The organism is Polaromonas sp. P1_F6 (assembly GCF_056405695.1).
In genome coordinates this window covers 795,060-819,441 of record NZ_JBFUBQ010000001.1, presented here as the reverse complement: position 1 = coordinate 819,441, position 24,382 = coordinate 795,060, and the positions used below count along the sequence as shown (strand labels likewise).

General features: G+C 64.6%; 16 protein-coding genes. 4 read left to right on the top strand and 12 right to left on the bottom strand.

What is annotated here, in order from left to right; translation table 11 throughout:
* Positions 1–11 precede the first annotated feature (11 nt).
* A complete protein-coding gene (locus AC1DY9_RS03790) occupies positions 12–8,765 on the bottom strand; it encodes a YDG domain-containing protein (RefSeq protein ID WP_477665822.1) in 8,754 nt (2,917 codons plus the stop codon).
* 270 nt (positions 8,766–9,035) lie between these two features.
* Entirely contained in the window at positions 9,036–9,221 is a 186-nt protein-coding gene (locus AC1DY9_RS03785; RefSeq protein ID WP_477665821.1) for a hypothetical protein, read from the bottom strand.
* 84 nt (positions 9,222–9,305) lie between these two features.
* On the opposite strand from AC1DY9_RS03785, the gene AC1DY9_RS03780 reads away from it, so the two are divergent.
* The 4 genes from AC1DY9_RS03780 (at position 9,306) to AC1DY9_RS03765 (ending at position 12,913) form a co-directional block, all read left to right on the top strand.
* Positions 9,306–9,440 carry a hypothetical protein gene (locus AC1DY9_RS03780; RefSeq protein ID WP_477665820.1) on the top strand — a complete coding sequence of 45 codons (135 nt, stop codon included), beginning with the start codon at positions 9,306–9,308 and terminating at the stop codon, positions 9,438–9,440.
* 232 nt (positions 9,441–9,672) lie between these two features.
* Positions 9,673–10,368 carry a response regulator gene (locus tag AC1DY9_RS03775; RefSeq protein WP_477665819.1) on the top strand — a complete coding sequence of 232 codons (696 nt, stop codon included), beginning with the start codon at positions 9,673–9,675 and terminating at the stop codon, positions 10,366–10,368.
* Complete coding sequence (locus AC1DY9_RS03770; protein WP_477665818.1) at positions 10,334–12,262, top strand: sensor histidine kinase; 1,929 nt, start codon at positions 10,334–10,336, stop codon at positions 12,260–12,262. Before AC1DY9_RS03775 ends, AC1DY9_RS03770 begins: the two co-directional genes overlap by 35 nt.
* A gap of 156 nt (positions 12,263–12,418) precedes the next feature.
* Entirely contained in the window at positions 12,419–12,913 is a 495-nt protein-coding gene (locus AC1DY9_RS03765; RefSeq protein ID WP_477665817.1) for a hypothetical protein, read from the top strand.
* 11 nt (positions 12,914–12,924) lie between these two features.
* On the opposite strand, the gene AC1DY9_RS03760 is transcribed toward AC1DY9_RS03765, so the two are convergent.
* The 10 genes from AC1DY9_RS03760 to cobN form a co-directional block, all read right to left on the bottom strand.
* Positions 12,925–14,379, bottom strand: a complete 1,455-nt coding sequence (locus AC1DY9_RS03760) for a cobyric acid synthase (protein ID WP_477665816.1) — start codon at positions 14,377–14,379, stop codon at positions 12,925–12,927.
* Positions 14,376–15,407: an aminotransferase class I/II-fold pyridoxal phosphate-dependent enzyme gene (locus AC1DY9_RS03755; protein WP_477665815.1), complete on the bottom strand. Its 1,032-nt coding sequence runs from the start codon at positions 15,405–15,407 to the stop codon at positions 14,376–14,378. The genes AC1DY9_RS03760 and AC1DY9_RS03755 overlap by 4 nt, the downstream gene beginning before the upstream one ends.
* Complete coding sequence (gene cbiB / locus AC1DY9_RS03750) at positions 15,404–16,393, bottom strand: adenosylcobinamide-phosphate synthase CbiB (RefSeq protein ID WP_477666037.1); 990 nt, start codon at positions 16,391–16,393, stop codon at positions 15,404–15,406. The genes AC1DY9_RS03755 and cbiB overlap by 4 nt, the downstream gene beginning before the upstream one ends.
* 49 nt (positions 16,394–16,442) lie before the next feature.
* A complete protein-coding gene (gene bluB, locus AC1DY9_RS03745; RefSeq protein WP_477666036.1) occupies positions 16,443–17,075 on the bottom strand; it encodes a 5,6-dimethylbenzimidazole synthase in 633 nt (210 codons plus the stop codon).
* Between the two features lie 92 nt (positions 17,076–17,167).
* Positions 17,168–18,007, bottom strand: a complete 840-nt coding sequence (locus tag AC1DY9_RS03740) for a CbtA family protein (RefSeq protein ID WP_477665814.1) — start codon at positions 18,005–18,007, stop codon at positions 17,168–17,170.
* A gap of 25 nt (positions 18,008–18,032) precedes the next feature.
* A complete protein-coding gene (locus tag AC1DY9_RS03735; RefSeq protein WP_457280507.1) occupies positions 18,033–18,224 on the bottom strand; it encodes a CbtB domain-containing protein in 192 nt (63 codons plus the stop codon).
* Positions 18,225–18,292: 68 nt separating this feature from the next.
* A complete protein-coding gene (locus tag AC1DY9_RS03730; protein ID WP_457280506.1) occupies positions 18,293–18,697 on the bottom strand; it encodes a DUF1636 family protein in 405 nt (134 codons plus the stop codon).
* Between the two features lie 9 nt (positions 18,698–18,706).
* Positions 18,707–19,258, bottom strand: a complete 552-nt coding sequence (locus AC1DY9_RS03725; RefSeq protein ID WP_477665813.1) for a vWA domain-containing protein — start codon at positions 19,256–19,258, stop codon at positions 18,707–18,709.
* 131 nt (positions 19,259–19,389) lie between these two features.
* The gene (locus tag AC1DY9_RS03720; protein WP_457280504.1) at positions 19,390–20,472 is read right to left on the bottom strand and encodes a magnesium chelatase ATPase subunit I; all 1,083 of its coding nucleotides are present in this window, start codon (positions 20,470–20,472) and stop codon (positions 19,390–19,392) included.
* Positions 20,469–24,287, bottom strand: a complete 3,819-nt coding sequence (gene cobN / locus AC1DY9_RS03715; RefSeq protein ID WP_457280503.1) for a cobaltochelatase subunit CobN — start codon at positions 24,285–24,287, stop codon at positions 20,469–20,471. The genes AC1DY9_RS03720 and cobN overlap by 4 nt, the downstream gene beginning before the upstream one ends.
* Positions 24,288–24,382 lie beyond the last annotated feature (95 nt).

The window sequence follows — 24,382 nt, the reverse complement described above, 5'->3', positions numbered from 1 at the left end:
CGGGGGTGAGTCTAGTTCTCGTCGGTATTGCCCGCTTCCGCCGCGGCGGCCGCCAGCGTGCCGGCCATGGCGTCAGCGCTGCCGCCAAATCCACCACCACCWGCACCACCACCTGCACCACCGCCGGACGCGCCGCCCATGCCGGCCACAGCCTGCATCGCGCTGTCATAGGCGCCGACCAATGCTTCACTGCCAAGCGCCACGGTGCCGGCGTCGGAGGTCTTGATGCTGAGCGCGCCATTCGCAAAGCCCAGTGCGTAGTTGCCGGAGATCGAGTTCAGCCCGCCCGGCGTGATCACATAGCTGCCAGCGGCCACGGCCCCCTGAGAAGATCCGCCATAGCCCACGGTTCCGCCGATATCAGCCGACGTATCGCCCGCCACAAAACCGCTGTAGCTCACGCCGTTGCCACCGCTGTAGGCCGTGCCGTCGTAGTTCTTGCTGTCGTTGTTGGCTGTCACCGTCAGTGCCTTGGGCGTGATGCTGGCCGTGGTCGTTGTAGTGGTGTTCAGCAGGTTGTAGTTGCCGGCGTCGGTGCCTGAAGTGCTGATGCCGTTCACGCCGACGGTCTTGCCCACACCGGCGTTCTTGTCGGCAAAGGATGCAGTGCCCGTGACGCCCAGCACATCACCGGCCACACGGTTGTCGCCGTAGCCCACGGTGGCTGCCGTCGTGCCGTCATACACCTTGTTCACGCCAGCGGCTGTCACCGTCAGGTCCCTGGCGGTGATGTTGGCTGCAGCAGTGCCGCCTGCCGCGATGCTGTAGTTGCTGGCCAGTCCGCCGTTGCTGCCGTCTGCCAGCGTCGCGCTGTTGACGGTGACCAAATTGGCCGTGGCCACGTCCTTGCTGTTGAAAGTTGCCGTTCCGTTGGCGTTGACGGTCTCCGTACCGGCCAGACCTGTCAACCCGCTCAGGGTTGCGGTGGCCGTGGTGTTGCCGTCATAGGTCTTGTTGGCGGCGGCCGTGCTGTAGGTCAGGGCCTTGGCGGTGATATTGGCAGCAGCGGTACCACCTGCTGCGACGCTGTAGTTGCTGGCCAGCCCGCCGTTGCTGCCGTCCGCCAGCGTCGCGCTATTGACGGTGACCAGGTTTGCCACCAGCACATCTTTGCTGTTGAAGGTGGCGGCATTGCCCGCCACACTGACAGTTTCCGTCCCGACCAGGCCGGTCAGGCCGCTGATCGTGGCCGTTGCACCCATGCTGCCGTCGTACTCCTTGTTGGCCGCTGCCGTGCTGTAAGTCAGGGCTTTGGCCGTGATGTTGGCGACAGCAGTGCCACCTGCCACGATGCTGTAGTTGCTGGCCAGGCCTCCGTTGGCGCCGTCTGCCAGCGTCGCACTGTTCACGGTGACTGTGTTGGCGGCCAGCACATCTTTGCTGTTGAACGTTGCCGTTCCGTTGGCAGTTACGGTCTCCGTCCCCACCAGGCCAGTCAGCGCGCTCAGGGTTGCAGCGGCTGTGGCATTGCCGTCGTAGGTCTTGTTGGCAGCAGTCGTGCTGTAGGTCAGCGCTTTCGCAGTGATGTTGGCCGCAGCGGTACCGCCAGCGGCGATGGAATAGTTGCCGGCCAGCCCGCCGTTGCTGCCGTCTGCCAGCGTGGCGCTGTTGACGGTCACGAGGTTGGCGGTCAGCACATCTTTGGTATTGAACGTTGCACCGGCACTGGCCGTCACTGTCTCGATACCCACCAGTCCCGTCAGGCCACTCAAGGTTGCGGTGGCTGTGGTGTCGCCATCGTAGGTCTTGTTGGCAGCGGTGGTGCTGTAGGTCAGTGCCTTGGCGGTGATGTTGGCCACAGCAGTGCCACCTGCCGCAATGCTGTAGTTGCTGGCCAGCCCGCCATTGCTTCCGTCGGCCAATGTGGCGCTGTTGGCGGTGACCAGGTTGGCCGTGGCAACGTCTTTGGTGTTGAACGTTGCACCGGCACTGGCTGTCACCGTCTCGGTACCCACCAGACCCGTCAGCCCGCTCAAGGTTGGGGTGGCCGTGTTGTCACCGTCGTAAGTCTTGTTGGCAGCTGCCATGCTGTAGGTCAGTGCCTTGGCGGTGATGTTGGCCACAGCAGTGCCGCCTGCCGCGATGCTGTAGTTGCTGGCCAGCCCGCCGTTTGTTCCATTGGCCAGCGTGGCCGAGTTCACTGTCACGAGATTGGCGGTCAGCACATCTTTGGTGTTGAACGTTGCACCGGCACTGGCCGTCACCGTCTCGGTCCCTACCAAGCCAGTCAGTCCGCTCAGGGTGGCAGTGGCCGTGCTGTCACCGTCGTAGGTTTTGTTACTTGCAGTAGTACTGTAGGTCAGCGCTTTTGCGGTGATGTTGGCTGCCGCAGTTCCGCCGGCGGCAACGGAATAGTTGCTGGCCAGTCCGCCGTTGCTTCCGTCGGCCAGCGTGGCTGAATTGACGGTCACAAGGTTGGCCGTGGCGACATCTTTGGTGTTGAACGTCGCATCGGCACTGGCCGTCACCGTCTCGGTCCCTACCAAGCCAGTCAGTCCGCTCAGGGTGGCAGTGGCCGTGCTGTCGCCGTCGTAGGTCTTGTTCGCCGCTGCCGTGCTGTACGTCAGCGCCTTGGCCGTGATGTTGGCCGCAGCAGTGCCGCCTGCTGCGATGCTGTAGTTGCTGGCCAGTCCGCCGTTTGTTCCATTGGACAGCGTCGCGCTATTGACGGTGACCAGGTTGGCCGTGGCAACGTCTTTGGTGTTGAACGTCGCACCGGCACTGGCCGTCACTGTCTCCGTACCAACCAGGCCTGTCAATCCACTCAATGTCGCAGCGGCTGTGGCGTTTCCGTCATAGGTCTTGTTGGCAGCTGCCGTGCTGTAGGTCAGGGCTTTGGCTGTGATGGTGGCTGCCGCAGTTCCGCCCGCGGCGATGGAATAGTTGCTGGCCAGGCCGCCGTTGCTGCCATCTGCCAAGATGGCACTGTTAACGGTGACCAGGTTGGCGGTCAGCACGTCCTTGCTGTTGAACGTTGCCGTTCCGTTGGCAGTTACGATCTCCGTGCCCGCAAGCCCGGTCAGCCCGCTCAATGTCGCAACGGCTGCGGCGTCACCGTCGTAGGTCTTGTTGGCGGCTGCCGTGCTGTAGGTCAGGGCTTTGGCGGTGATGCTGGCTGCAGCGGTGCCACCAGCCGCGACGCTGTAGTTGCTGGCCAGCCCGCCGTTTGTTCCATCGGCCAGCGTAGCCGAGTTCACAGTCACGAGATTGGCGGTCAGCACATCTTTGGTATTGAACGTTGCACCGGCACTGGCCGTCACCGTCTCGCTACCCACCAGGCCGGTCAGCCCGCTCAGGGTTGCTGTGGCGGTGTTGTCACCGTCGTAGGTCTTGTTAGCGGCTGCTGTGCTGTAGGTCAGCGCTTTTGCGGTGATGTTGGCTGCAGCAGTTCCGCCAGCAGCGATGCTGTAGTTGCTGGCCAGCCCACCGTTGTTTCCGTCGGCCAGTGTGGCTGAATTCACGGTGACCAGGTTGGCCGTGGCAACATTCCTGGTGTTGAATGTTGCACTGGTGCTGCTGGCCGTCACCGTCTCCGTACCCACCAGACCCGTCAGGCCACTCAAGGTTGCGGTGGCTGTGGTGTCGCCATCGTAGGTCTTGTTCGCCGCTGCCGTGCTGTAGGTCAGGGCTTTGGCCGTGACGTTGGCTGCAGCGGTACCGCCAGCGGCGATGCTGTAGTTGCTGGCCAAGCCGCCGTTTGTTCCATTGGCCAGCGTCGCGCTATTGACAGTGACCAGGTTGGCCGTAGCAACGTCTTTGGTGTTGAACGTCGCACCGGCACTGGCCGTCACCGTCTCGGTACCCACCAGACCCGTCAGGCCGCTCAGGGTTGCGGTGGCCGTGTTATCGCCGTCGTAGGTTTTGTTGCTTGCAGTGGTGCTGTAGGTCAGCGCTTTCGCGGTGATGTTGGCTGCAGCGGCACCGCCGGCGGCGATGGAGTAGTTGCTGGCCAGCCCGCCATTGGTGCCATCGGCCAGCGTAGCCGAGTTAACGGTCACGAGGTTGGCAGTCAGCACGTCTTTGGTATTGAACGTTGCACCAGCACTTGCGGTAACCGTCTCGGTACCGACCAAGCCCGTCAGGCCGCTCAGGGTTGCGGTGGCCGTAGTGTCACCGTCGTAGGTCTTGTTGGCAGCTGTGGTGCTGTAGGCCAGTGCCTTGGCCGTGATGTTGGCCGCAGTGGTGCCGCCAGCGGCGATGCTGTAGTTGCTAGCCAGCCCGCCGTTTGTTCCATTGGCCAGCGTGGCACTGTTAACGGTAACCAGGTTGGCCGTGGCAACGTCTTTGGTATTGAAGGTAGCGCCAGCAGTACTTCCCAGGGTTTCCGTATTGACCAGCCCTATCAGGTTCAAGCTGGCCGAAGCCGTAGTGTCGCCGTCGTAGGTCTTGTTGGCAGCGGTGGTGCTGTAGGTCAGTGCCTTGGCGGTGATGTTGGCCACAGCAGTGCCACCTGCCGCAATGCTGTAGTTGCTGGCCAGCCCGCCATTGCTTCCGTCGGCCAATGTGGCGCTGTTGACGGTGACCAGGTTGGCCGTGGCAACGTCTTTGGTGTTGAACGTTGCACCGGCACTGGCCGTCACCGTCTCGGTACCCACCAGGCCCGTCAACCCGCTCAAGGTTGCGGTGGCCGTGTTGTCACCGTCGTAAGTCTTGTTGGCAGCTGCCGTGCTGTAGGTCAGCGCCTTGGCGGTGATGTTGGCCACAGCAGTGCCGCCTGCCGCGATGCTGTAGTTGCTGGCCAGGCCGCCGTTGCTGCCGTCCGCCAGCGCCGCGCTGTTCACGGTGACCAGATTGGCCGTGGCTACGTCCTTGCTGTTGAAAGTTGCCGTTCCGTTGGCGTTGACGGTCTCCGTACCGACCAGACCTGTCAACCCGCTCAGGGTTGCTGTGGCCGTGGCGTCACCGTCGTAGGTCTTGTTCGCCGCAGTGGTGCTGTAGGTCAGTGCCTTGGCCGTGATGTTGGCTGCCGCCGTACCACCTGCCGCAATGCTGTAGTTGCCGGCCAGGCCGCCATTGCTTCCGTCGGCCAATGTGGCGCTGTTGACGGTGACCAGGTTGGCCGTGACAACGTCTTTGGTGTTGAAGGTGGCACCGGTGCTGGTAGCCGTCACCGTTTCCGTCCCAATCAGGCCGGTCAATCCACTCAATGTCGCCGCGGCTGTGCTGTCACCGTCGTAGGTCTTGTTGGCAGCGGTGGTACTGTAGGTCAGGGCTTTAGGCGTGATCGTGCTGCTGGTGTTGTCTGCATAGCTGACGTTGTAGTTGCCACCGCTGTTGCCGTCGTTCAACGTGGCGCCGCCCACGGTCACCGTCTTGCCGGTGCCCGCATTTTTGTCGAGGAAGGCAAAGCTGCCGCCAGTGGCGGTGTCGGTGTCAAACAGTTGGGTGCTGCCGGTGGCGGTGAACGTGCCGGCCGCATCGAGCTGGCCGTTGTAGGTTTTGCTGACGTCGGTGGTGGTCAGCACCAGGTTGGCCTGGGTGATGGTGAGGTTCCCGCCGCTGATGTCGTAGCCCTGCTGGGTGGAGTAGTAGCCGTTGTATAAGCCCGCATTGCGGCCGCTGGCTGCCGCTCCCAGCAGGTTGGCATCGACCAGGGTGGTCGCTGCGGCGGTTTGCGTGGTGCCGTTGTAGGTCTGCGTGGCGTTGAGGGCATCGGCCAGGTTCAGTGGCGTGAGGAAGCTTCTCAGCAGCGGCATGCTGTGGCCCTCATAGATACGCCACACTGCGTTGCTGCCGCCTGCAGTGGCAATGTCCCAGCCGGCGAAGGTGCTGGCCCGCTTCAACTCGTCATCGGTCTTGCCAGTGCCGAAAGCGTCTGGCAGCCCCGGGTTGGCGGTGGCGCTGTGGTAGCTGTTGCTGATCGTTCCGTTGTTGTAGCCGATCAGCCCGCCGACATCGCTGCCGCCGGTGACCGTACCCGTCGTGGCGTAGCTGTCGCTGATCGTGCCGCCGTTGTAGCCGATCAGCCCGCCGACATAGTCGCCGCCGCTAACGTCGCCTATAGCGTAGCTGTTGCTGATCGTGCCGCTGTCGTTTGACCCCACCAGCCCGCCGACATTGGCGGCCCCGCTGACGTCGCCCGTGGCGTAGCTGTTGCTGATCGTGCCGCCGTCGTTTGACCCCACCAGCCCGCCAACATTGGCGCCCCCGCTGCCGCTGACGTCGCCCGTGGCGTAGCTGTTGCTGATCGTGCCGCCGCTGCTGCTCCACCCCACCAGCCCGCCGACATAGTAGCCGCCGCCGCTGACGACGTTGCCAATGGCGTAGCTGTTGCTGATCGTGCCGCCGTCATTTGACCCCGCCAGCCCGCCGACATAGTAGAGGCTGCCGCTGACGTCGCCCGTGGCGTAGCTGTTGCTGATCGTGGCGTTAGTGTTCTGCCCCACCAGTCCGCCGACTTCCTCGCCACTGCTGACGCTGACGTCACCCATAGCGTAGCTGTTGCTGATCGTGGCGTTAGTATTCTGTCCCACCAGTCCGCCGGCAAGACGGCAATAACCGCTGCAGCTGACGTCACCCATAGCGTAGCTGTTGCTGATCGCGCCGCCGCTGCTGTTCGACCCCACCAGCCCGCCGACATAGCCGCCGCCGCTGACGACGTTGCCAACGGCGTAGCTGTTGCTGATCCTGCCGCCGTCGTTTGACCCCACCAGCCCGCCGACAAGGCCGCCGCCGCTGACGTTGCCAATGGCGTAGCTGTTGCTGATCGTGCCGCCGTCGTTTGACCCCGCCAGCCCGCCGACATAGTCGCCGCCGCTGACGTCGCCCGTGGCGTAGCTGTTGCTGATCGTGGCGTTAGTGTTCTGCCCCACCAGCCCGCCGATATTGTCGCCGCCGCTGACGTCACCCGTGGCGTAGCTGTTGCTGATCGTGCTTCCGTTGTAGCTATATCCCACCAGACCGCCGACATAATTGACACCGCGAACGCTGCCACCCACCAGCCCTACGTTGCTGATTTGCGCTCCGCTGGCCCTACCAAACAGGCCAACGAACTGCGCGCTCCGGTCGATGGTGAGGCTGGACACCGTATGACCGAGGCCGTTGAAACGGCCGTTGAACGTATTGCCAATTGGATCGAATCCTGCGTTGCCGTTCCAGGCGGAAGTGACGCTGGCGTCGATGTTAGCGCCCAGGGCGTAGTAGCCGTTCAAATCGCCGTTCATACCCTGCAGGTCGGTGCCGGTCGTGCTGCCTTCGCCCCCCAGGCTGTTGATGACGGTGTAGCCATTTCCGTTGATGGTGAGGAAGCCGGTGCCGTTGCGGGCGAAGTCCACCCGGCCGGTAAAGCCGGTTGAGGTCAGGCCAACCTTGACGGTGCCGCCTGCCACACCCGCATCGGCGCCGTTGGTCGCGCCAGTGTTCAGGGTCAGCGCGGAGTTGCCGCTGGCGGTCATCACCGCATTGATATTGATGTCGCGCGCTGCCGTGAGGGTCAGGGTGTTGGCGCTCCAGGAAACGTCGTCGTTGACGTGGATGTCGCCATTGCCGGCCGTGCCGCCGCCGCTGCTTTGCAGTTCCACGTCGGTGGTACCAAGGTTCGCGCTCAGGGTTGCACCGGTCATGTCGCCACCCGATGCGGCGATGGTGTAGTCCTGCGGGTCAATCAACCATTTGCCGGTGCGGCCTTGCGGCGCCTGGGTGGTGACACGTGTGCCCGCTGCCACTTTGACGTGCGCGGCAGATGTTTCAATAAAGCCACCATCACCACCATTCGGGGCGGATGCATCGAGCGTGCCCGCCACATTGACCGTGCCGGTCTCCATGTCGCCCATCAGCATGATGCGGCCGGCCTTGTTCTGAATCGTTCTGGCTTCTATCACACCCGTGTTGTTGACGGTTGCAGTGGTTAACGCATCCATGGCCTTGGCCGATAGCAGCACCTGCCCGCCATCGGCCTGAATCAGTTGTTTGTTTTCAGCCAGCGCGTTAATCGCACCCTGGTCGATGCTGTAGCCCAGCAAGGAGCCGTTGTCCAAATTCACGGTGACCTTGTTGCCGGCTGCCAGCAGGGCGGTACCCAACGAGGCGGTCATCACGCCTTCGTTGCGAACTTCTGGAGCCAGCAGGGCGAGATAGCCGCCGTTCGCCGCCGTCATCGTCCCTTGGTTGACCACCGAACCGTTGCCGCCCGAATTCGTGAAAACGTTATTGCCGGCCATGAAGTCGGCATTGCTCATATTGAGTGTCGAGGCGACAAGACCACCGACGTTCACTTGCGACCCGGCGCCAAACAGAACGCCGTTCGGGTTGAGGATAAACACCTGGCCATTCGCCGTCAGGCTGCCGAGGAATTCGCTGGGGCTGCTGCCGATGATGCGGTTCAGGGCTATCGCTGAAGCATTGGGCTGGCTGAACACCAGCGCTTCGTTGGCGCGGGTGGACAGGCTGGTCCAGTCGATCGCCAGGCGCTGGCTGGCCTGGTTGATGGTGGTGGTGTTGCCGAGTGTGGAGACATTGCCCGCGCCGGCAGTTACGCTGGCGTTGGCCGCATCGGCCGCGCGGGCCTCGTGCGTAACCACGGCCAGGGAAGTGAGCAGCACCAGCGCAGCGCGGCAGGCGGTGTTGAGCGTAAAGCCTGAGCCTTCACTTCCGCCTTCACTTCCACCTTCAGCCCCTTCGCCAGGGGCCGACCCGAACAGCACGCTGCAGCGCGCCGAGCCGCCCTTGCTTCTGCCCTTGGCGTTTTCCGCCACCGCCACCCACAGGCTCAGTGCGGCATTCCAGACAAGGCGGTAAATGCGGTTCATGCTGGCGTGGCTTTTCATGGTTGTGGCTTTCTGGAAAAACGGGCGGTTTGGGAGCGCCTGCGCGCACCCCAAAGGTGGCGCGCGCAATGGTTACAAAACGTGCAAATCGTAGGATGGGCATTGCCGTCTGTATGTCCCCAGTTCTAGGGACAGGGCTGTAACGCCGGGGGGAATAATCCCCTCTGAAACGCACTTCCGGTCACCGCACAAGCGCTGCCATACAACGTCCCAGGACGTGAAGAGATGTATGCACGAGGAAGCAAGGCCGCGTCGCGGCTCGTTACCTGGCTATTCGACCCATGCAGCGAGGCGGAACAGATGGCTGTCTGTCCCCAGTTTTGGGGACACGCCTGCAAGACCACTCACCGCAAAATCGGCAATAGACGTCAGCAGGTTGACGTGGCCCAACCTTTCGCTACGTTTTTGATAGCTGCTTGCGCCCGTTGATACCGGGCTGGAGACCGATTTGCCCATTATTTCATTCCGCGGAAGGGTTCGTTACCGATGGCGGGCGGGATTGTTGACGGGGTGTCTGGCGGCTGAAGCACTGGCTGCGCTGTGACCGCAGCAGCACAGGCCAGCGAGATGCGCGTGACTACCGGTGCGACTGGCGGCTGGGTCAGTGTCAGCACTGCCGACAACGGCAGGGGCTTTGCGGTGAAACGGGCGCTGGACAGCAGCGGCAAGGGCTGATCGAACCAGCAGCGCTGCGCACAGGCGGTAGGCGGCGACGTGGAGTTTGAATCTTCGCTGGCAGGCACGCGGCTGACCTTGCACCTGCCGCAACGCCGCCCATTGCGGCCCCGATCGCCTGAGCCAGGGCGGCCGCAACAGCAACGTGTCGCTAAATATGGGGACACGCGCAGGCCGTGCATTGACGCACAATGCATGTTTGCGGATGCGGCACCCCGCAGGAAGCGACGACATGCAATCCAGTTCGACCCCATCCCTGATCCACGTGGCGCTCGTCGAGGACGACGTTCACTTCCAGAACGCCATCGTGACTGCTATCGCGGCCTCGCCCGACATACGCCTGATGAGCCTGGCCAGCACGCGCGCGCAAGGCCTGCAGTCGCTGCAAAGCGCACCGGCCGACGTGCTGCTGGTCGACTTGGGCCTGCCCGACGGCTCGGGCATTGACGTGATCCGCGCGGCACATACGCTGTGGCCGACCTGCGCCGTGATGGTGTGCACGGCTTTCGGCGACGAGGCGCATGTGCTGCAGTCCATAGAGGCCGGCGCCTCGGGCTACCTGCTGAAAGACAGCGAGCCGGACAACATGCTGCACGAGATCCGCAGCCTGCACGGCGGCGGCAGCCCCATTAGCCCGCTGATCGCGCGGCAGATCCTGATGCGCTTTCGTGCCGCACCGGCGCCGGCTGCCGCGCCCGCAGTGGCACCGGTTGCGTCTGCCAATGAGCAAGCCGCGCTGTCCAGCCGCGAAAAAGAAGTGCTGGAGCTCATCACCAAAGGCTTTACCGCCGAGGAGATTGCCCGGCTGATGCAGGTGTCGCAGCACACGGTGCAGACTTACGTGCGGCGCATTTACAGCAAGCTCAATGTGAATTCGCGGGCCGAAGCGATTTATGAAGCCAGGCACCAGGGCATTCTGGCGGCCTGAGGTGCACAAGGGCCTGGCGCGCCGGCTGCTGCTGGGCGCCTGGCTACTGGCCTGCGGTGCCCCCATTTGGGCCGCGGGACCGGTGGTGCATTACACCGAAGCCGAGATGATCCGTGAAGAGGCGGCCAGCTTCAAGCCGCTGGCCGCTGCGGTGGACGAAGCCGCCTTGCCGGGGCCCTGGACGAAGGTGAAGTTGCCTTCTGTCATTCAAAAACCGGTGGTATCAAGCGGCGGCAAGCTCCCCGTCGTCACGACCTGGCTGCGCATACGGCTCGATGAACTGCAGGGCATGAAAACCCCCACGCACTTCTACCTGACCCGCTGGCTGGCAGCCGGCCAGATCGCGGTGTATGCCGACGGCCAGCTACGCTTTCGCTCCACGGGCAGCCCGGTCTGGAACCTCTTCAGCCACCCCGCGCTATTGCTGCCGCTGAACCTGGCCGCAGACAGCCCGCCGCCGCAAACCCTGTTGATACGCCTGGACAGCCTGCCCTCGCCCGAGGCCGGGATTTCCTCGTTCTATGCCGGCGACTCCGACAGCCTGGTCGAGATGGCCGCCAAACGCGACTGGCTGGCCAACCAGTTGCCCTTTATGTGCAGTGCGGCTTTCCTGGCGGTCGGGCTGTTCTCGCTGGCCGTGTGGGTGGTGCGACGTCACCCCGCCAGCCTCTACCTGTTTGCGATTGCCGTGCTGAGCGCGACACGGCGCTGGCATTTCCAGCTGGGGCCGGAAAAGCTGATCGTCAGCGACGCCTGGTTTATCTGGCTTACCCTCAACGCGCTGATGTGGCAATCATTGATTACGCATTATTTCCTGCAGTTTCTGCACGGCCGGCTCATGCGCTGGCTCAGCCGCGTGATGCTGGGAATGGCTGTGGTGTTTTCCGTCGTCACGCTGCCCTTTGCCTCCGTCTTTCCCAGCCTGCTGACACTGCGGCCCCACGCTTACCTGCTGCTGATCGGCATGGCCACGGTGATCCTGGTGGTCGGGCTGTGGCATTCATGGCGCAGCCGGTCGCTGGACGCCAAAATGCTGTCGATCGCCTTTTTGCTCAACTATGTGTTCGGCGTCTACGACTGGGCCCGGCTCAAGTACGTGCTGGACCTGGAAAGCTACTACCTCACACCCTACGCGGCCATGGCGCTGTTCGGCGTGTTCGTCGTGATCATGTTCCGGCAGTATGTGGGCGCGCTGGGTGGGGTGGAGCAGCTGAACGCCAGCCTGGAAGAGCGGCTGCAAAGCCGTGAAGCAGAATTGGCGGTGAGCTACGACAAGCTGCGTGAAATCGAGCAACGCGAAACGCTGAGCCAGGAACGCCAGCGCCTGACACAGGACATGCACGACGGGCTGGGCTCCTCGCTGGTCAGCGCACTGCGCGTGGTGGAAGGAGGCCAGCTCAGCGAGGCCGATGTGGCGGAAGTTCTCAAGGGCTGCATCGACGACCTCAAGCTGACCATCGATTCGATGGAACCGGTGGAGGCTGACCTGCTGTTGCTGCTGGCTACCCTGCGCTTTCGCCTGGGCCCGCGGCTGGCGGGCGCCGGTGTGTCGCTGCGCTGGGAGGTTTCCGATGTACCACCGCTGGATTGGCTGAACCCGCGCAACGCGCTGCACATACTGCGCATCCTGCAAGAAGCCTTCACCAACACCCTCAAGCACACCCAGGCCAGTGAAATCCGCGTCGGCACCGGGGTTGAAAACGGTGGGGTCAGTGTCGTCATCAGCGACAACGGGCAGGGATTTTCGCTGGAAAACGCCTTGCAAAAAGGCGGCAAGGGCCTGCAAAACCAGCAGCGCCGGGCACAGTCAATCGGCGGCGAGATCCACTGGCACTCTGATGACCGCGGCACCCGTGTCACCTTGTGGCTGCCGGAGAAACGCCCGCCGGGTTGACGGCAGAGAGCAAGCCCTTATTAGCTATGATTTTTATAGCAGCCCGCGCTTATCCCTATTGGTCTATGGGCTTGTTTTCCTAAAGAATAACACTTGGCGACAAAGGGATGGCTCTGCACGCAGAAAGCTGCGCTGCGGCCTCTTCATAATCACCCCATGAAGTTTTCACACCGCTATCCCCATTCCATGGCCAGGAGCCACCCCTTGCGCAAGCTGACGGGTTTGGCCCTTGCCACCTTGTTCTGTGGCCTTGCCGCTGCGCAGACGGCCAAGCCCACACCACCCGCCCCAGCGTCAGTACCCTCGCCCCACCCTCTCGTGGGCACCTGGAGCTGGACGCTGGCAGGAAAAGCCTGCACCGAAACCTGGCAATACAGCGCCAAGGGCACCCGGCTTAACACCAGCGGCGAAGAAGTCACGCGAGGCGACTACGAAATATCCGCAGCGCCGAGCGCGCAAGGGTTTTACCGGCTCACCGACACCGTGACCGACAGCAATGGCAAGCGGGACTGCTCAGGCGACCTGCACGAAGCGTCGGACCCGCCAGTCGTGCGCTTCATCCAGTTCAGCCCCAAGCAGGACCAGTTCATTGTGTGCAAGGCCGAGTCGTTGCAGGCCTGCTTCGGGCCTTTGAAGCGGATGCCTGGATAGGCCTGAGAGGCTTACCGGTCGCTGATCAGCGATTGCAGTACACCGGGTGCAAAGTGCTCGCCGATGTAGTCGGCCAACCCATCAAACACCGAGTCCAGCGTGGGCACCGTGGCGCCAAACAGCGCCTGCAATACCGCCGGGTCTTCAAACATGCCGTGCAGATACAGGCCCAGCACATTACCGCGAATGTTCTGCCAGGCCAGGCCTTCTGCCATCACCGCGCTGGCCGTGTCGCCCGCTGCGGCCAGCGCCGGGTGCTGCGCGGTCTGGCCGTGGTGAATTTCATAGCCCTGCAGGGCCACGCCTGACAGTGCCGCCCAGGCGCCGTCCAACGCACCAAAGCGGGCCTGCCGCTGCCGTACCGTTTTGCTTTCTTCGAAGACGGTGACCACCGGCAGCAGGCCCAGCCCTGGCGCATTGCCGTCGATGCCATGCGGGTCAATCAACGCTTCGCCGAGCATCTGCAGGCCACCGCAAATGCCCAGCACCGCGCCGCCCTGCCCTGCGTGGGCGGCAATGGCCTGGTCCAGCCCCTGCGCGCGCAGCCAGGCCAGGTCGCCGCTGGTGTGCTTGGAGCCGGGCAGGATGATCCAGTCGGCGCCGGCCAGGTCGGCCGGGCTGCGCACCCACTTCAAACGCACGCCGGGCACATTTTTCAGGGGCTGGAATTCGTCGAGGTTGCTGATGCGCGGGTAGGCAATCACGGCCACGGTGGTGGAGACTTCCCCTGCCGCGGTGCTGCGGTCGTCAAACACACCATCCTCTTCAGGCAGGCCGTGTTGCCACCACATCGGCAGCGTCGCCACCGCGGGAATGCCGGTCAGGTCCTGCAGCATTTGCGGGCCGGGCGCCAGCAGTTTGGCATCGCCCCTGAATTTGTTGAGCACAAAGCCCTTGATGAGTTTGCGCTCGGCTTCGTCCAGCATGGCCCAGGTGCCATACAGGTGGGCAAAGGCGCCGCCGCGGTCGATGTCAGTCACCAGCAGGCAGGCCGCATTGGCGTGCTGCGCAGCGCGCATATTGACGATGTCGCTGGACTTGAGGTTGATCTCGGCCGGCGAGCCTGCACCCTCCATCACGACCACGTCGTTGTCCGCAATCAACTCATCGAGCGCCCGCGACACCACCGGCCAGACCGAGGCGCTGCGGCCGCGCCATTCCATGCGCGCGAGTTCGGCGTTGACCTGGCCCATCAACACGACCTGGCTTTGTGTGTCTTTTTCGGGCTTGAGCAGCAGCGGGTTCATGCGCACGTCGGGTACAGCTCTCGCCGCCAAGGCCTGGAAGTATTGCGCGCTACCGATCTCTCCTTGCGCGACCACCCTTGCGTTGTTGCTCATGTTCTGCGCCTTGAAGGGCGCAACCTTGAGCCCCTGCCGCGCGTAGTAGCGGCACAGCGCTGTCGTCAGCCAGCTTTTACCAGCGCCGCTGGTGGTGCCCAGCACCATGACACTTTTTGCACTCATGAACTTGTCCTGGAGAGTTGTTGCCATGCGTTGTGCAGGGCATCCTGCGCGGCTGGCGGCTGCACGCCCAGGCGCACATGGCCGGGTAAGCCGAATGATGTCGTGTCGCGCAGCTTGGTGCCTTGGGCGCGCAGTGTGGACAGCGCCTGCTGCAAGCTCAGGCCTTCGGGCAAGGCCGGCTGGGCGCAGAAAAAATTGGCATCGCTGGGCAGGCAGCGCCAGCCCAATGATTCGCACAAGCTGATCTGCCGGGCTTTCCATTCGCGCAAAGTATGAAGGCTGCCGGCGAGCCAGGCTTGTGCCTCGTCGCTCACCCAGGCTTGCAGCATGGCCTCACCATGCGCGCCCACCGGCCATGAGGGGCAGAGCTGCTCCAGCGCTGCAGCGTTGTCCGATTGCTCCATCGGTGCAATCACATAGGCTGCACGCACGCCGGTCAGGCCCAGCGCCTTGTTGGGCGTCCAGAGCTGCCAGGTGGTTTGCAGCTGCTGCGGCGTGAGCGTGGGCACAGCGCTGAGCCGCAAGGGCTCGTAAGCGCGGTCCAGCACGACAAGGGCTGACACTTCCACCACTTTCCGGCCGTCAACCAGCTCACCCAGGCCGCGATGCGCAGCACCCAATGGGCTGGAAGGCTCACAGGCCCAGAGCAGCTGCACATCCTCGGGTTTGTCGGCCACCTCCAGGCCATGCGCCCCCGCTGCCTGTGCGTAATCGCCGTAGCTGTGCGGTGGCAGCCACACCGCGCGTGCGCCCTGCTGCGCGGCCAGGGTGGTCATGCGAAAGATGAATTCGCTGGCGCTGGCCGCCAGCAATACACGCGCCTCATCGACACGATGAAAGACCGCCAGTTGCCTGCGCAACTGTGTGTAGCCGGCGTCGGGGTAACGGGTGGCGTCAGCCTGGGCGACAGCAGCCAACGCTGCAGGGCAAGGCCCGCAGGCATTGCTGTTGGTGGAAAAATCGTACAGCGGCACACCCAGCGCGTCGGGTCCGCCGTGAATGCGCGTGGTGACGAGGCTGGTGCTCATGCCGATACCGCCAGCGCCATCAACAGCATCGCCAGAGTGGCAACCAGGGTTTGGGAGAACACCGCCTTCGAGGCCAAGGTTTGGGCCAGGGCCGTGTCCGATGCTTCAGGTGGCCGCCCTTGGGGGTTCAAGATATATACGCCCGGCTTGCCGAGCGAGATACCCAGCGCCAACGCCATGGCCGCCATGGGCCAGCCGCTGTTGGGCGACGGGGTCTTGCGGGCTTCTTCGTGCAATGCCTTGAGCGGCAGGCCTCTTGCCGCCAACGCCAGCAACAGTGCCGTCAGGCGTGCCGGCAACCAGGAGAGCACGTCGTCCGCGCGCGCCGCCCACTTGCCGGCCCATTCCCAATTTTTGCCGCGGTAGGTGCCGCGGTAACCCCACATGGCGTCCGCCGTATTGGCGAAGCGGTAAATGGCCGCCCCCGGCAAACCCAGCAACGCAAACCAGAAAACCGGGGCCACCACAGAGTCATTGAGGTTTTCGGCCAGCGACTCGATCGCGCTTTCCCGCACCTGGCTTTCAGTGAGCTGGGCGGTGTCGCGGCTGACCAGCCAGGAGAGGCGCTCCCGTCCTGCTTCCAGCGACTGGCCCAACGCCAGTTCGACCGCACCGACTTCTTCGCGCAGCATGCGCCATGACAGCATGCATTTGAGTAACCAGGCCATCGGCGCGGCCAGCAGCGCAGTGTCGATGGCGGCGCCCCAGGCCGGCGCCTTGATGTAGCCGGCGAGCTGCCAGAACACCAGTGCCTGCACTCCCCAGGCTGCTGCGCCCACCAATGCCACACCCACCCACCAGGCCAGCGTGCCGAGGAAAAAAGCCGGCCCGGGCGGGCAGCGCACGGTAATGCTTCCGCAGGCCCGAAGGTAGTTGCCCATCCAGACCACCGGATGCACACCTGTGGGTGGTTCACCGAAAGATTTGTCTACCCATAAAGCCAGCAACAGCACTACACCGAGCACGCACGCCGTGTGCCCTGCCATGGAAGCAGGAACGGACAAGGCATGAAGGCTGGCCCAGTGCGTGAACATCTCAGCCGGCTTCCGGCTCACGCGGGGTGGTCTGGCCCCAGCTGTCTTCAAACACCATGTCGGCCAGCGGGGCACGGCGCGCCCACTTTTCAGCCTGCAGCATGGGCTGGTCGTAAAAAGCGTGGACAGGGCCCAGGCACAACACCGCAATCGGCTTGCTGCCTTCGGGCATCTGCAACAACCCGCCCAGCTGCTGCGGATCAAAAATCGAAACCCAGCCCATGCCAAGGCCCTCGGCACGGGCCGCCAGCCAGAGGTTCTGGATGGCGCAGGCCGCCGAGGCCAGGTCCATTTCGGGCAAGGTACGGCGGCCAAACACATGCTGTTCGCGCCCCGGTGGCAAGGCCACGACCAGCACCTCGGCCGCATCGAGCACGCCTTGCACCTTGAGTTTCATGAACTCGTCTTCGCGCTCGCCCAGGGCCCGGGCCGTGAGCACACGTTCCTGCTCAATCAGCGCGTGAATACCTTCGCGCAAAGGCCGGCTGCGCACGCGAATAAAACGCCAGGGCTGCATGAAGCCGACGCTGGGTGCGTGGTGCGCGGCCGACAGCAAGCGCTGCAGTATGTCGTCAGTGACCGTGCCGCCGCTGAAGTGGCGCATATCGCGCCGCTCGAAAATGACCCGGTACACCGCCTGCTGCTCAGCGGTGCTGAAGGCGTGGCCGGGCCGGGCCGCATCGGCCGGGTCCGCATCGGCGGCGGAGACAAAGCCCGTCACACCATTCACTGAGGAGCTTGCACCGCGCCAACAGCAGGCACGTCAGCGCGCTGCAGTACCGCCAGCAAAGCCGGGCGCACCCAGCGCTGGAAGGCCAAACCACTGACCAGGCCCAGGCTCACCCAGAACGACAGAGACACCCAGGTCGTGGCCCAGATGAACTGCGTGCCGAGCTGTTCCAGCGCGGCATGGGCTTCGGGACCAAAACCGGCCAGGGCATCACCTTGAAGCTTGGGTGCACCCACCACAAACGGCAGCGCCAGCAAGGCTGCGGACACCAGCCAGCGCCAGGATGCGCGCGCAAAACCGGCTACGGCGCAGGCACCCGCTGCACTGCTCACTGCCAGCACCCACCAGACCTGGCGGGCCTGCAGCGGCGCGGCTTCCATGCCGGGTACTTCCGCATGCAAACCCAGCGAAGGCCAGAGGTGAAAGCTCAACCAGCCAGCTGCAGCCACCACACCGGCCAGGCGCAGTGAAGCCACCGCGCCACCGCGTTGTGCGTCACGTTTGTAAAGCCACACGCCCATCACCGCAAACACCAGCAGCGCCATGCTGAAGGCGTGCAGCATGTTGGCCACCCAGGTCCAGCCAATGCGCTCGGCGCCGTTCGTGGGTTCCCATTCCTTGGCAGCACCGTGCTCGTGCGTATGAGGGGCCGTACCTTCGGCATGCACGTGGGCAGCGGGAGCGGCGGCGGGCGCCGGAGCCTCCACCTTTTGCTCCTCGTACACCTCGGCCGCCAGAATCAGCGGGGCGGCTTGCCAGCGCTGCACGCCGGTTTGCACGCTACCCACCACCACGGCAGTGGCCAGCGCCGCCCAGATCAATCGTTGAAAAACCATAGCTGTCTCCCGGTGAAAGTGCTGCTCAATGGCAGGGTTTGACGGTGATATGGCGCACATCGTGCGCGGCGTTGTGGGCCAATGGGCTCTCGGCAAAGGCCACGCCGTACAGCACCACCAGGCCCAATGCGGCGGCGCCCAGCAGGGGACGCAGCACGGCCAGGCCGGGATTCAGGGTGTGAGAAGGGTTGTGGGTCAGCGTCGTCGGTTCAGTCATGGCGTTCTCCTTGAGGTAAGTGGGAGGGTGGGTGGGGTGAAAAAAACAAACTTAGTGCATTTGGCCGCTCATGTCGAGCCCAGGCCGTTCAAACCAACAGGAGGCAATCGGGCAAGGATACCGCTGCGCAGGCGATCGGGCCGTGCATTGCGGGCCAGGTTGCCGTCGGCACTCTGCACGTGCAGTTGCGCGCAGGCAATCACCTGGGCCGCGGTCTCGGCATCGGGGGCCAGGTCGCCAAAGTAGTAGCTGAATTTGCCCTGGGCTTGCAAGGTCACGGTGCAGGCGCGGGTGCAGCCGCTCATGCACGCCTGGCCGCGCACCTGAAGGCCCTTGTGCAGCCCGGTGTCCAGCTCACACACCAGCAGCGCTTCCTGAACCGCTTCGAACAAGGCCAGGCCATGGGCGGGCAGCTCACGCGAGGCGCCCGACGGGCGGCAGGTGGTGCAGACAATGATTTCGGTGTCGGACATGACGATCTTTTACGGTTGGTAACTCGGGGCCATGGCCAGGCGGTGCTCCGCGCCCCAGCGCATGGCCCAGGCGGCACAGCGGCCCAGGTTCTTTTTCGGATCGTCAAAATCGACAATCACCAGGTGCTGCGGGGTCAACGGCGCCTGCGGTTGCTCCAGCGTGCGGCCGTCGGTCAGCAGCCACAGCCAGCACTCCGTGGGGCCACTTTTGCGCAGCGTGCGTTGCAGCAAGCGGTCAGCCTGAAACAGCGCCTCGGCCAGCGGCGTGCCACCGCCACCGCCCAGCGGGCGCAGGCGCTGGCTGCCGGCGGCACGCGCGCGGCCAGGGGGCAGCAGCAGTTCCACACCCTGCCCGCCAAAGCGCAACAGCGCCACATCGTCGCCCTGCCGCGCGGCCTGCTCGATCATGAAGGCCGCATGGCCCTTGGCCAGCGCCAGACGGCCGCGCTGACGCATGGAGCCCGAGGTGTCGAGCACGATGCAATGCAAGCGCCCGGCGCGCAGCGCGACCGGCTGGTGGCGCAGGTGCGCGCGCTGCAACGGCGCAGGGCCTTTGGCCACGACGGTGGGCAGCCAGGCAATCGCACTGCTGCGCTGCCGTGCGTTGGGCGCGGCTGAACTTCCAGAGGGAGATTGGGGCGGAGGCCACCGCCAGCTGCCAGTCCCGTTGCGCGGGCGGCGGCTGGGGTGGCCTAGGCTTTTTTTGGCGGCCACCCGGCAATTTTTTGAACCTTGGTCGTTCCCTCGGGCTGGGCAGGCAAGGCGCCCCAATCGCCCTGGGGCGCGGACGCAGCAGCTTGCGGGTCTTGCAGGCGCTGCGGGTTGTGTTGCGGTTGCTGCTGCGGTGCGCTGTGGGTGCCGGGCGCTGGTGTCGCACTGCCTTCGGGTCGGCGGTGGGCCAGTGCCAGTTCAGCCACAGCGTCTACATCGGCCACAGACACTTCGCTGCGCCCTTCCAGCGCGGCAAGCGCGCGTGCGGCGCGCAGCATCACCAGATCGGCGCGCATGCCATCCACACCGGCGGCAATCGCGCAGGCAGCGGCATGGTGCAGCACCGCGTCCGACCAGATCAGGCGTGGCAAGGCAGCGCGGGCGGCCACCAATGCGGCGCTCAGCGCACCTTGTTCTTCGGCATGCTGCGCGCCCAAGGCCCCGGGGTTTTCATCAAAACCCAGGCGCGCGCGCAGGATGGCGGTGCGCTCTGCGGCATCCACCGGGTTGGCCAGCACCAGCGAGAGGCCAAAGCGGTCCAGCAGCTGCGGGCGCAGCTCGCCCTCCTCCGGGTTCATGGTGCCCACCAGCACAAAGCGCGCGGCGTGCTGTTTTGAGATGCCATCGCGCTCCACCGTGTTCACGCCGCTGGCTGCCACGTCCAACAGCGCATCCACCAGCGCATCGGGCAACAGGTTGACCTCGTCCACATAGAGCACACCGTTGTGGGCCCGCGCCACCAGCCCAGGCGCCAGGCGCACCTGGCCGTCGCGCAGCACGTCTTCCACATTCAGCGTGCCCACCAGTTGCTCCAGGCTGGCGGCCAACGGCAAGGTGACAAAGGGCGCACCGGGCAGCAGCGCGGCCAGCGCACGGGCCGCAGTGGACTTGGCCGTGCCACGCGGGCCGCTGATCAGCACACCGCCAATGCCGGGGTCTATGGCTACCAGCTGCAAAGCCAGCTGCAGCTGCGGCTGGCCGACCAGCGCGGTGAAGGGAAAGGCCGCGCGGGTGGCGGGCTCAACAGGAATGTTCAGTTCAGGAATGCTCATGGTCGTGCTCATGTCAAAGGTCCTTCTCCGTGTTCTTCAAGCCGGCGCTCCAGCGCCAGCAAATGGTCTTCGATGCGTTCGCGCTGGTCGCCCGGCGCCTCCCACAGGCCGCGCTGCATGGCCTCCAGCAGGCGCTCGCCAATGCTGCGCAGTGCGCCGGGGTTGTGCTGCTGCAAAAACGCGCGGTTGGTGTCGTCGTGCAAATAAGCATCGGCCACCAGCGCGTACTGGTGGTCGCCCACCACGCCTGTGGTGGCGTCAAATGCAAACAGGTAGTCCACCGTGGCGGCCATCTCAAAAGCCCCCTTGTAGCCATGGCGGCGCACGCCCTCCAGCCACTTGGGGTTGACGGCGCGCGAACGCACCACGCGCGCCACCTCTTCGCCCAGCGTGCGGATACGCGGCGCACCAGGCACGCTGAAGTCGCCGTGATACAGCGATGCGGGCGCACCCGCCAGATGTTCGACTGCCACCGCCATGCCACCCTGGAACTGGTAGTAGTCGTCCGAATCGAGCACATCGTGCTCGCGGTTGTCCTGGTTGTGCAGCACGGCATCCAGACCGGCCAGGCGCTGCTCGAAACTGCCACGCGCTGGTGCGCCGTGCTCGCCCTGCCCGTAGGCAAAGGCGCCGGCGCGCAGATAGGCCTGAGCCAGATCGGCGCCGTCGTTCCAGCGGCCGCTGGCCATGACCTCTTGCAGACCAGCGCCATAACCGCCGGGGCGCGGGCCAAACACGCGCCAGGTGGCTTCGCGCTGGGCGTCCTCTGCACTCAAGCCCTTGGCCTGTGCCTCGGCCGCTTCGCGCTGCACCCGGGCGCGGATGGGATTCACGTCGTCGGGCTCGTCCTCTTCACTGATCGCGGCCACGGCGCGCACGGCGGTATCAAACAGGTCAATCACATTGGGGAAGGCATCGCGGAAGAAACCCGAAACGCGCAAAGTCACATCCACGCGCGGACGGTTCCTGATAGCCATGGGCAGCACTTCAATGTCCACCACCCGGCTGCTACCGTCGGCCCACTTGGGCCGCACGCCCAGCAACGCAAAGGCTTGTGCAATATCTTCGCCGCCCGTGCGCATGGTGCTGGTGCCCCAGACCGACAGGCCCAGGCAGCGCAACATCTCGCCATGGTCTTGCAGGTGGCGCTCAATCACGCGCTCAGCCGCCGCGGCGCCCATGGCGTAGGCGGTCTGTGTGGGCACGGCACGCGTGTCCACCGAATAGAAGTTGCGGCCTGTGGGCAGCACGTCAGGCCGGCCACGCGAGGGTGCACCGCTGGGACCGGCGGGCACAAACTTGCCAGACAGGCCGCGCAGGCACTGCGCAATCTCCTGCGGACCACAAGCGTCCAGACGGGGGCGCAACACAATGCGCATGCGCTGCAGCACCGGGGCGGCGTGCGGCCAGGCAGTGGCGTCCCATGGCGCATCGGCCACCACATGGCTAGCTACCAATTGCCGGGCCAGCAGTTCCAGCCGCTCGCGTGTATGGCCGGCGTGACGCCAGGCTTCGGTACTCATGTCTTGCAACACCGGAGGGAATGGGCCGCCCCAAGGTGCGGCCCATTCGGGGCTCAACACGCTGAAGCCGTCCACACCATCCAGCTCCAAATCCTGAGTCAATGCCACCAGCAGGCTGCGCTGGCCGGCGGCCGTACCACCTGGAAAACGCGCCAGCGCCACCAGCGTGTCGATTTGCTGGCGGCCCTGTGGTGATGTGCCCAGGATGTGCAGCCCATCGCGGATCTGTGACTCCTTGATCTCGCACAGGTAGGCGTCCAGCCGCAGCAGCAGCGCTTCACGGCCCGCGTCATCGGCGGGTTTGGCAAAGCCCAGGTCAGTGTGCAGGTTCTCAGTCAGCACACGCTCCAGAATGTCGCCGCGCAGGCGTTGGGCGCGGCGTGGGTCCAGTGACAGGGCCTCGTAGTACTCGTCCATCTGGCGCTCGAGTTTTTGCAACGGGCCGTAGGTTTCGGCGCGGGTCAGGGCCGGCATCAGGTGGTCGATGATGACGGCCTGCGTGCGGCGCTTGGCCTGGCTGCCCTCGCCGGGGTCGTTGACGATGAAGGGATACAGGTGCGGCAAGGGGCCCAGGATGGCGTCGGGCCAGCAGGCTGCGCCCAGCGCCACGCTTTTGCCAGGCAGCCATTCGAGGTTGCCATGCTTGCCCACGTGCACCACCGCGTCCACCGCAAAACTGCGGCGCAGCCAGAAGTAAAACGCCAGGTAGTTGTGCGTGGGCACCAGGTCGGCATCGTGATACGTGGCCACCAGGTCCAGGTCGCGCCCTCGCGCGGGCTGGATGCCGACAAACACGTTGCCCAGGCGCAGGCCGGAGACCATGAAGCGGCCGCTGCGCACCATGGGGTCCTGTTCGGGGGAGCCCCACAGCGCGTTCACTGCGTCGCGGCTGGCAAGGTCCAGTTGGTTGAAGTCCTGCAGGTAATCGGCCATGGCAAGACTCTGGCCTGCCGGCCGGATGCCGTTCGCGTCCAGGTTGTTGGTCACGCCTGCCACCAGCGCGGCGATCAGTGCGTCACCGCCTTCGGGCAAGGCACCTGTGACATAACCTGCGTCCTGCATGGCGCGCAGCAGGCCCACCGTGGAGGCCGGGGTGTCCAGGCCCACACCATTCGCCAGACGGGCATCGTCGTTGGGGTAGTTGGCCAGGATCAGTGCGATGCGTTTATCGGCATTCGGCCTGTCACGCAGCACACACCAGCGGCGCGCCAGCTCGGCCACAAAGGCCATGCGTTCGGGTTCGGGCTGGTAACGCACCACGTCCACCTGGGTGCGCTCGTCACGCCACGCCAGGCCCTTGAAGCTGATGGCGCGGGTGCCAATGCGGCCGTCCACCTCGGGCAGCACCACCTGCATCGCCAAGTCGCGCGGGGCCAGGCCATGCGGGTCTTCTTGCCACTGCTCTTGGGAACAGCCCGCGGTGATGAGCTGTAGTACCGGTGCATCACCAGCCAATGGGGCCATCTGCGCGCCGTCCACACTGTCCACATCGTCGCCATCGAGTGCGGTGATGGCAAAGCTGGTCGCGTTGAGCACCACGCCCACGCCGTGTTGCGCGGCCAGCGACTGCAACAGCTCCAGGCTAGCGGGGTTCTTGAGCGAATCCACGGCCACGGCCACAGTGTTCAGCCCTTGATCATGCAATGCGACCAGCATCGCGTCAAACACCGCAGTGTTGCCGGCCTGCACATGGGCACGGTAGAACACCAGCAATGCCACCGGCGCGCCGTCTTGCCACGCTTGGGCGCCCAGCGATTCGTAAATTATGGCCGGTGGCAACACCGTAGGCGGTGTGGGCCGAGTCCCCAGGCCAAACGCGGAATAGCCTATCAATTCAAAAAAGTTACGGGCGTTGTCGCGGCCGCCTTCGCGCAGGCAGCGCCAGAGCTGGCGGCAGTCCTCATGCGGGGCGGTACTGCGCAGCAGCAGTTGCAAGTCTTCACTCGCGTCACCCGAGAAGAGCGCCAGCCACTGGCCGCGTTCGCGTGCGAGTTCGCGCACGCGCTCCACCACATAGGCCCAGTCGCTGGCAGCGCCCAGGTGGTCAATCACCACCACGCGCGCATGTTGCAGCACCTCGTCCACATACATGTCGGCCGAAGCGGGCTGGCGCAGCCACATCAGATTCGCCAGGCGGACCGTGGGAAAGCCTTCAGGCAATGCACCCGCCGCATCGGCCAGCAGCGACAGCGTGGTATCCGCCGCGCTGAGCACCACGATGTCGCCCGGCGTTTGCTCCACACGCACCACGCCCTGACCACCGTCTTCAACGTGGCCGCCAGGGCGGGTGGAGAGCAAATGCATGTTTTATTTCACAAGGTAAGGTTGAACAGCCCATCCTGGCGCAGGTCGATGGGGCGCTCTGCGCAGCGGCATAAAGGAGGAGCCCGCAGGGCGGA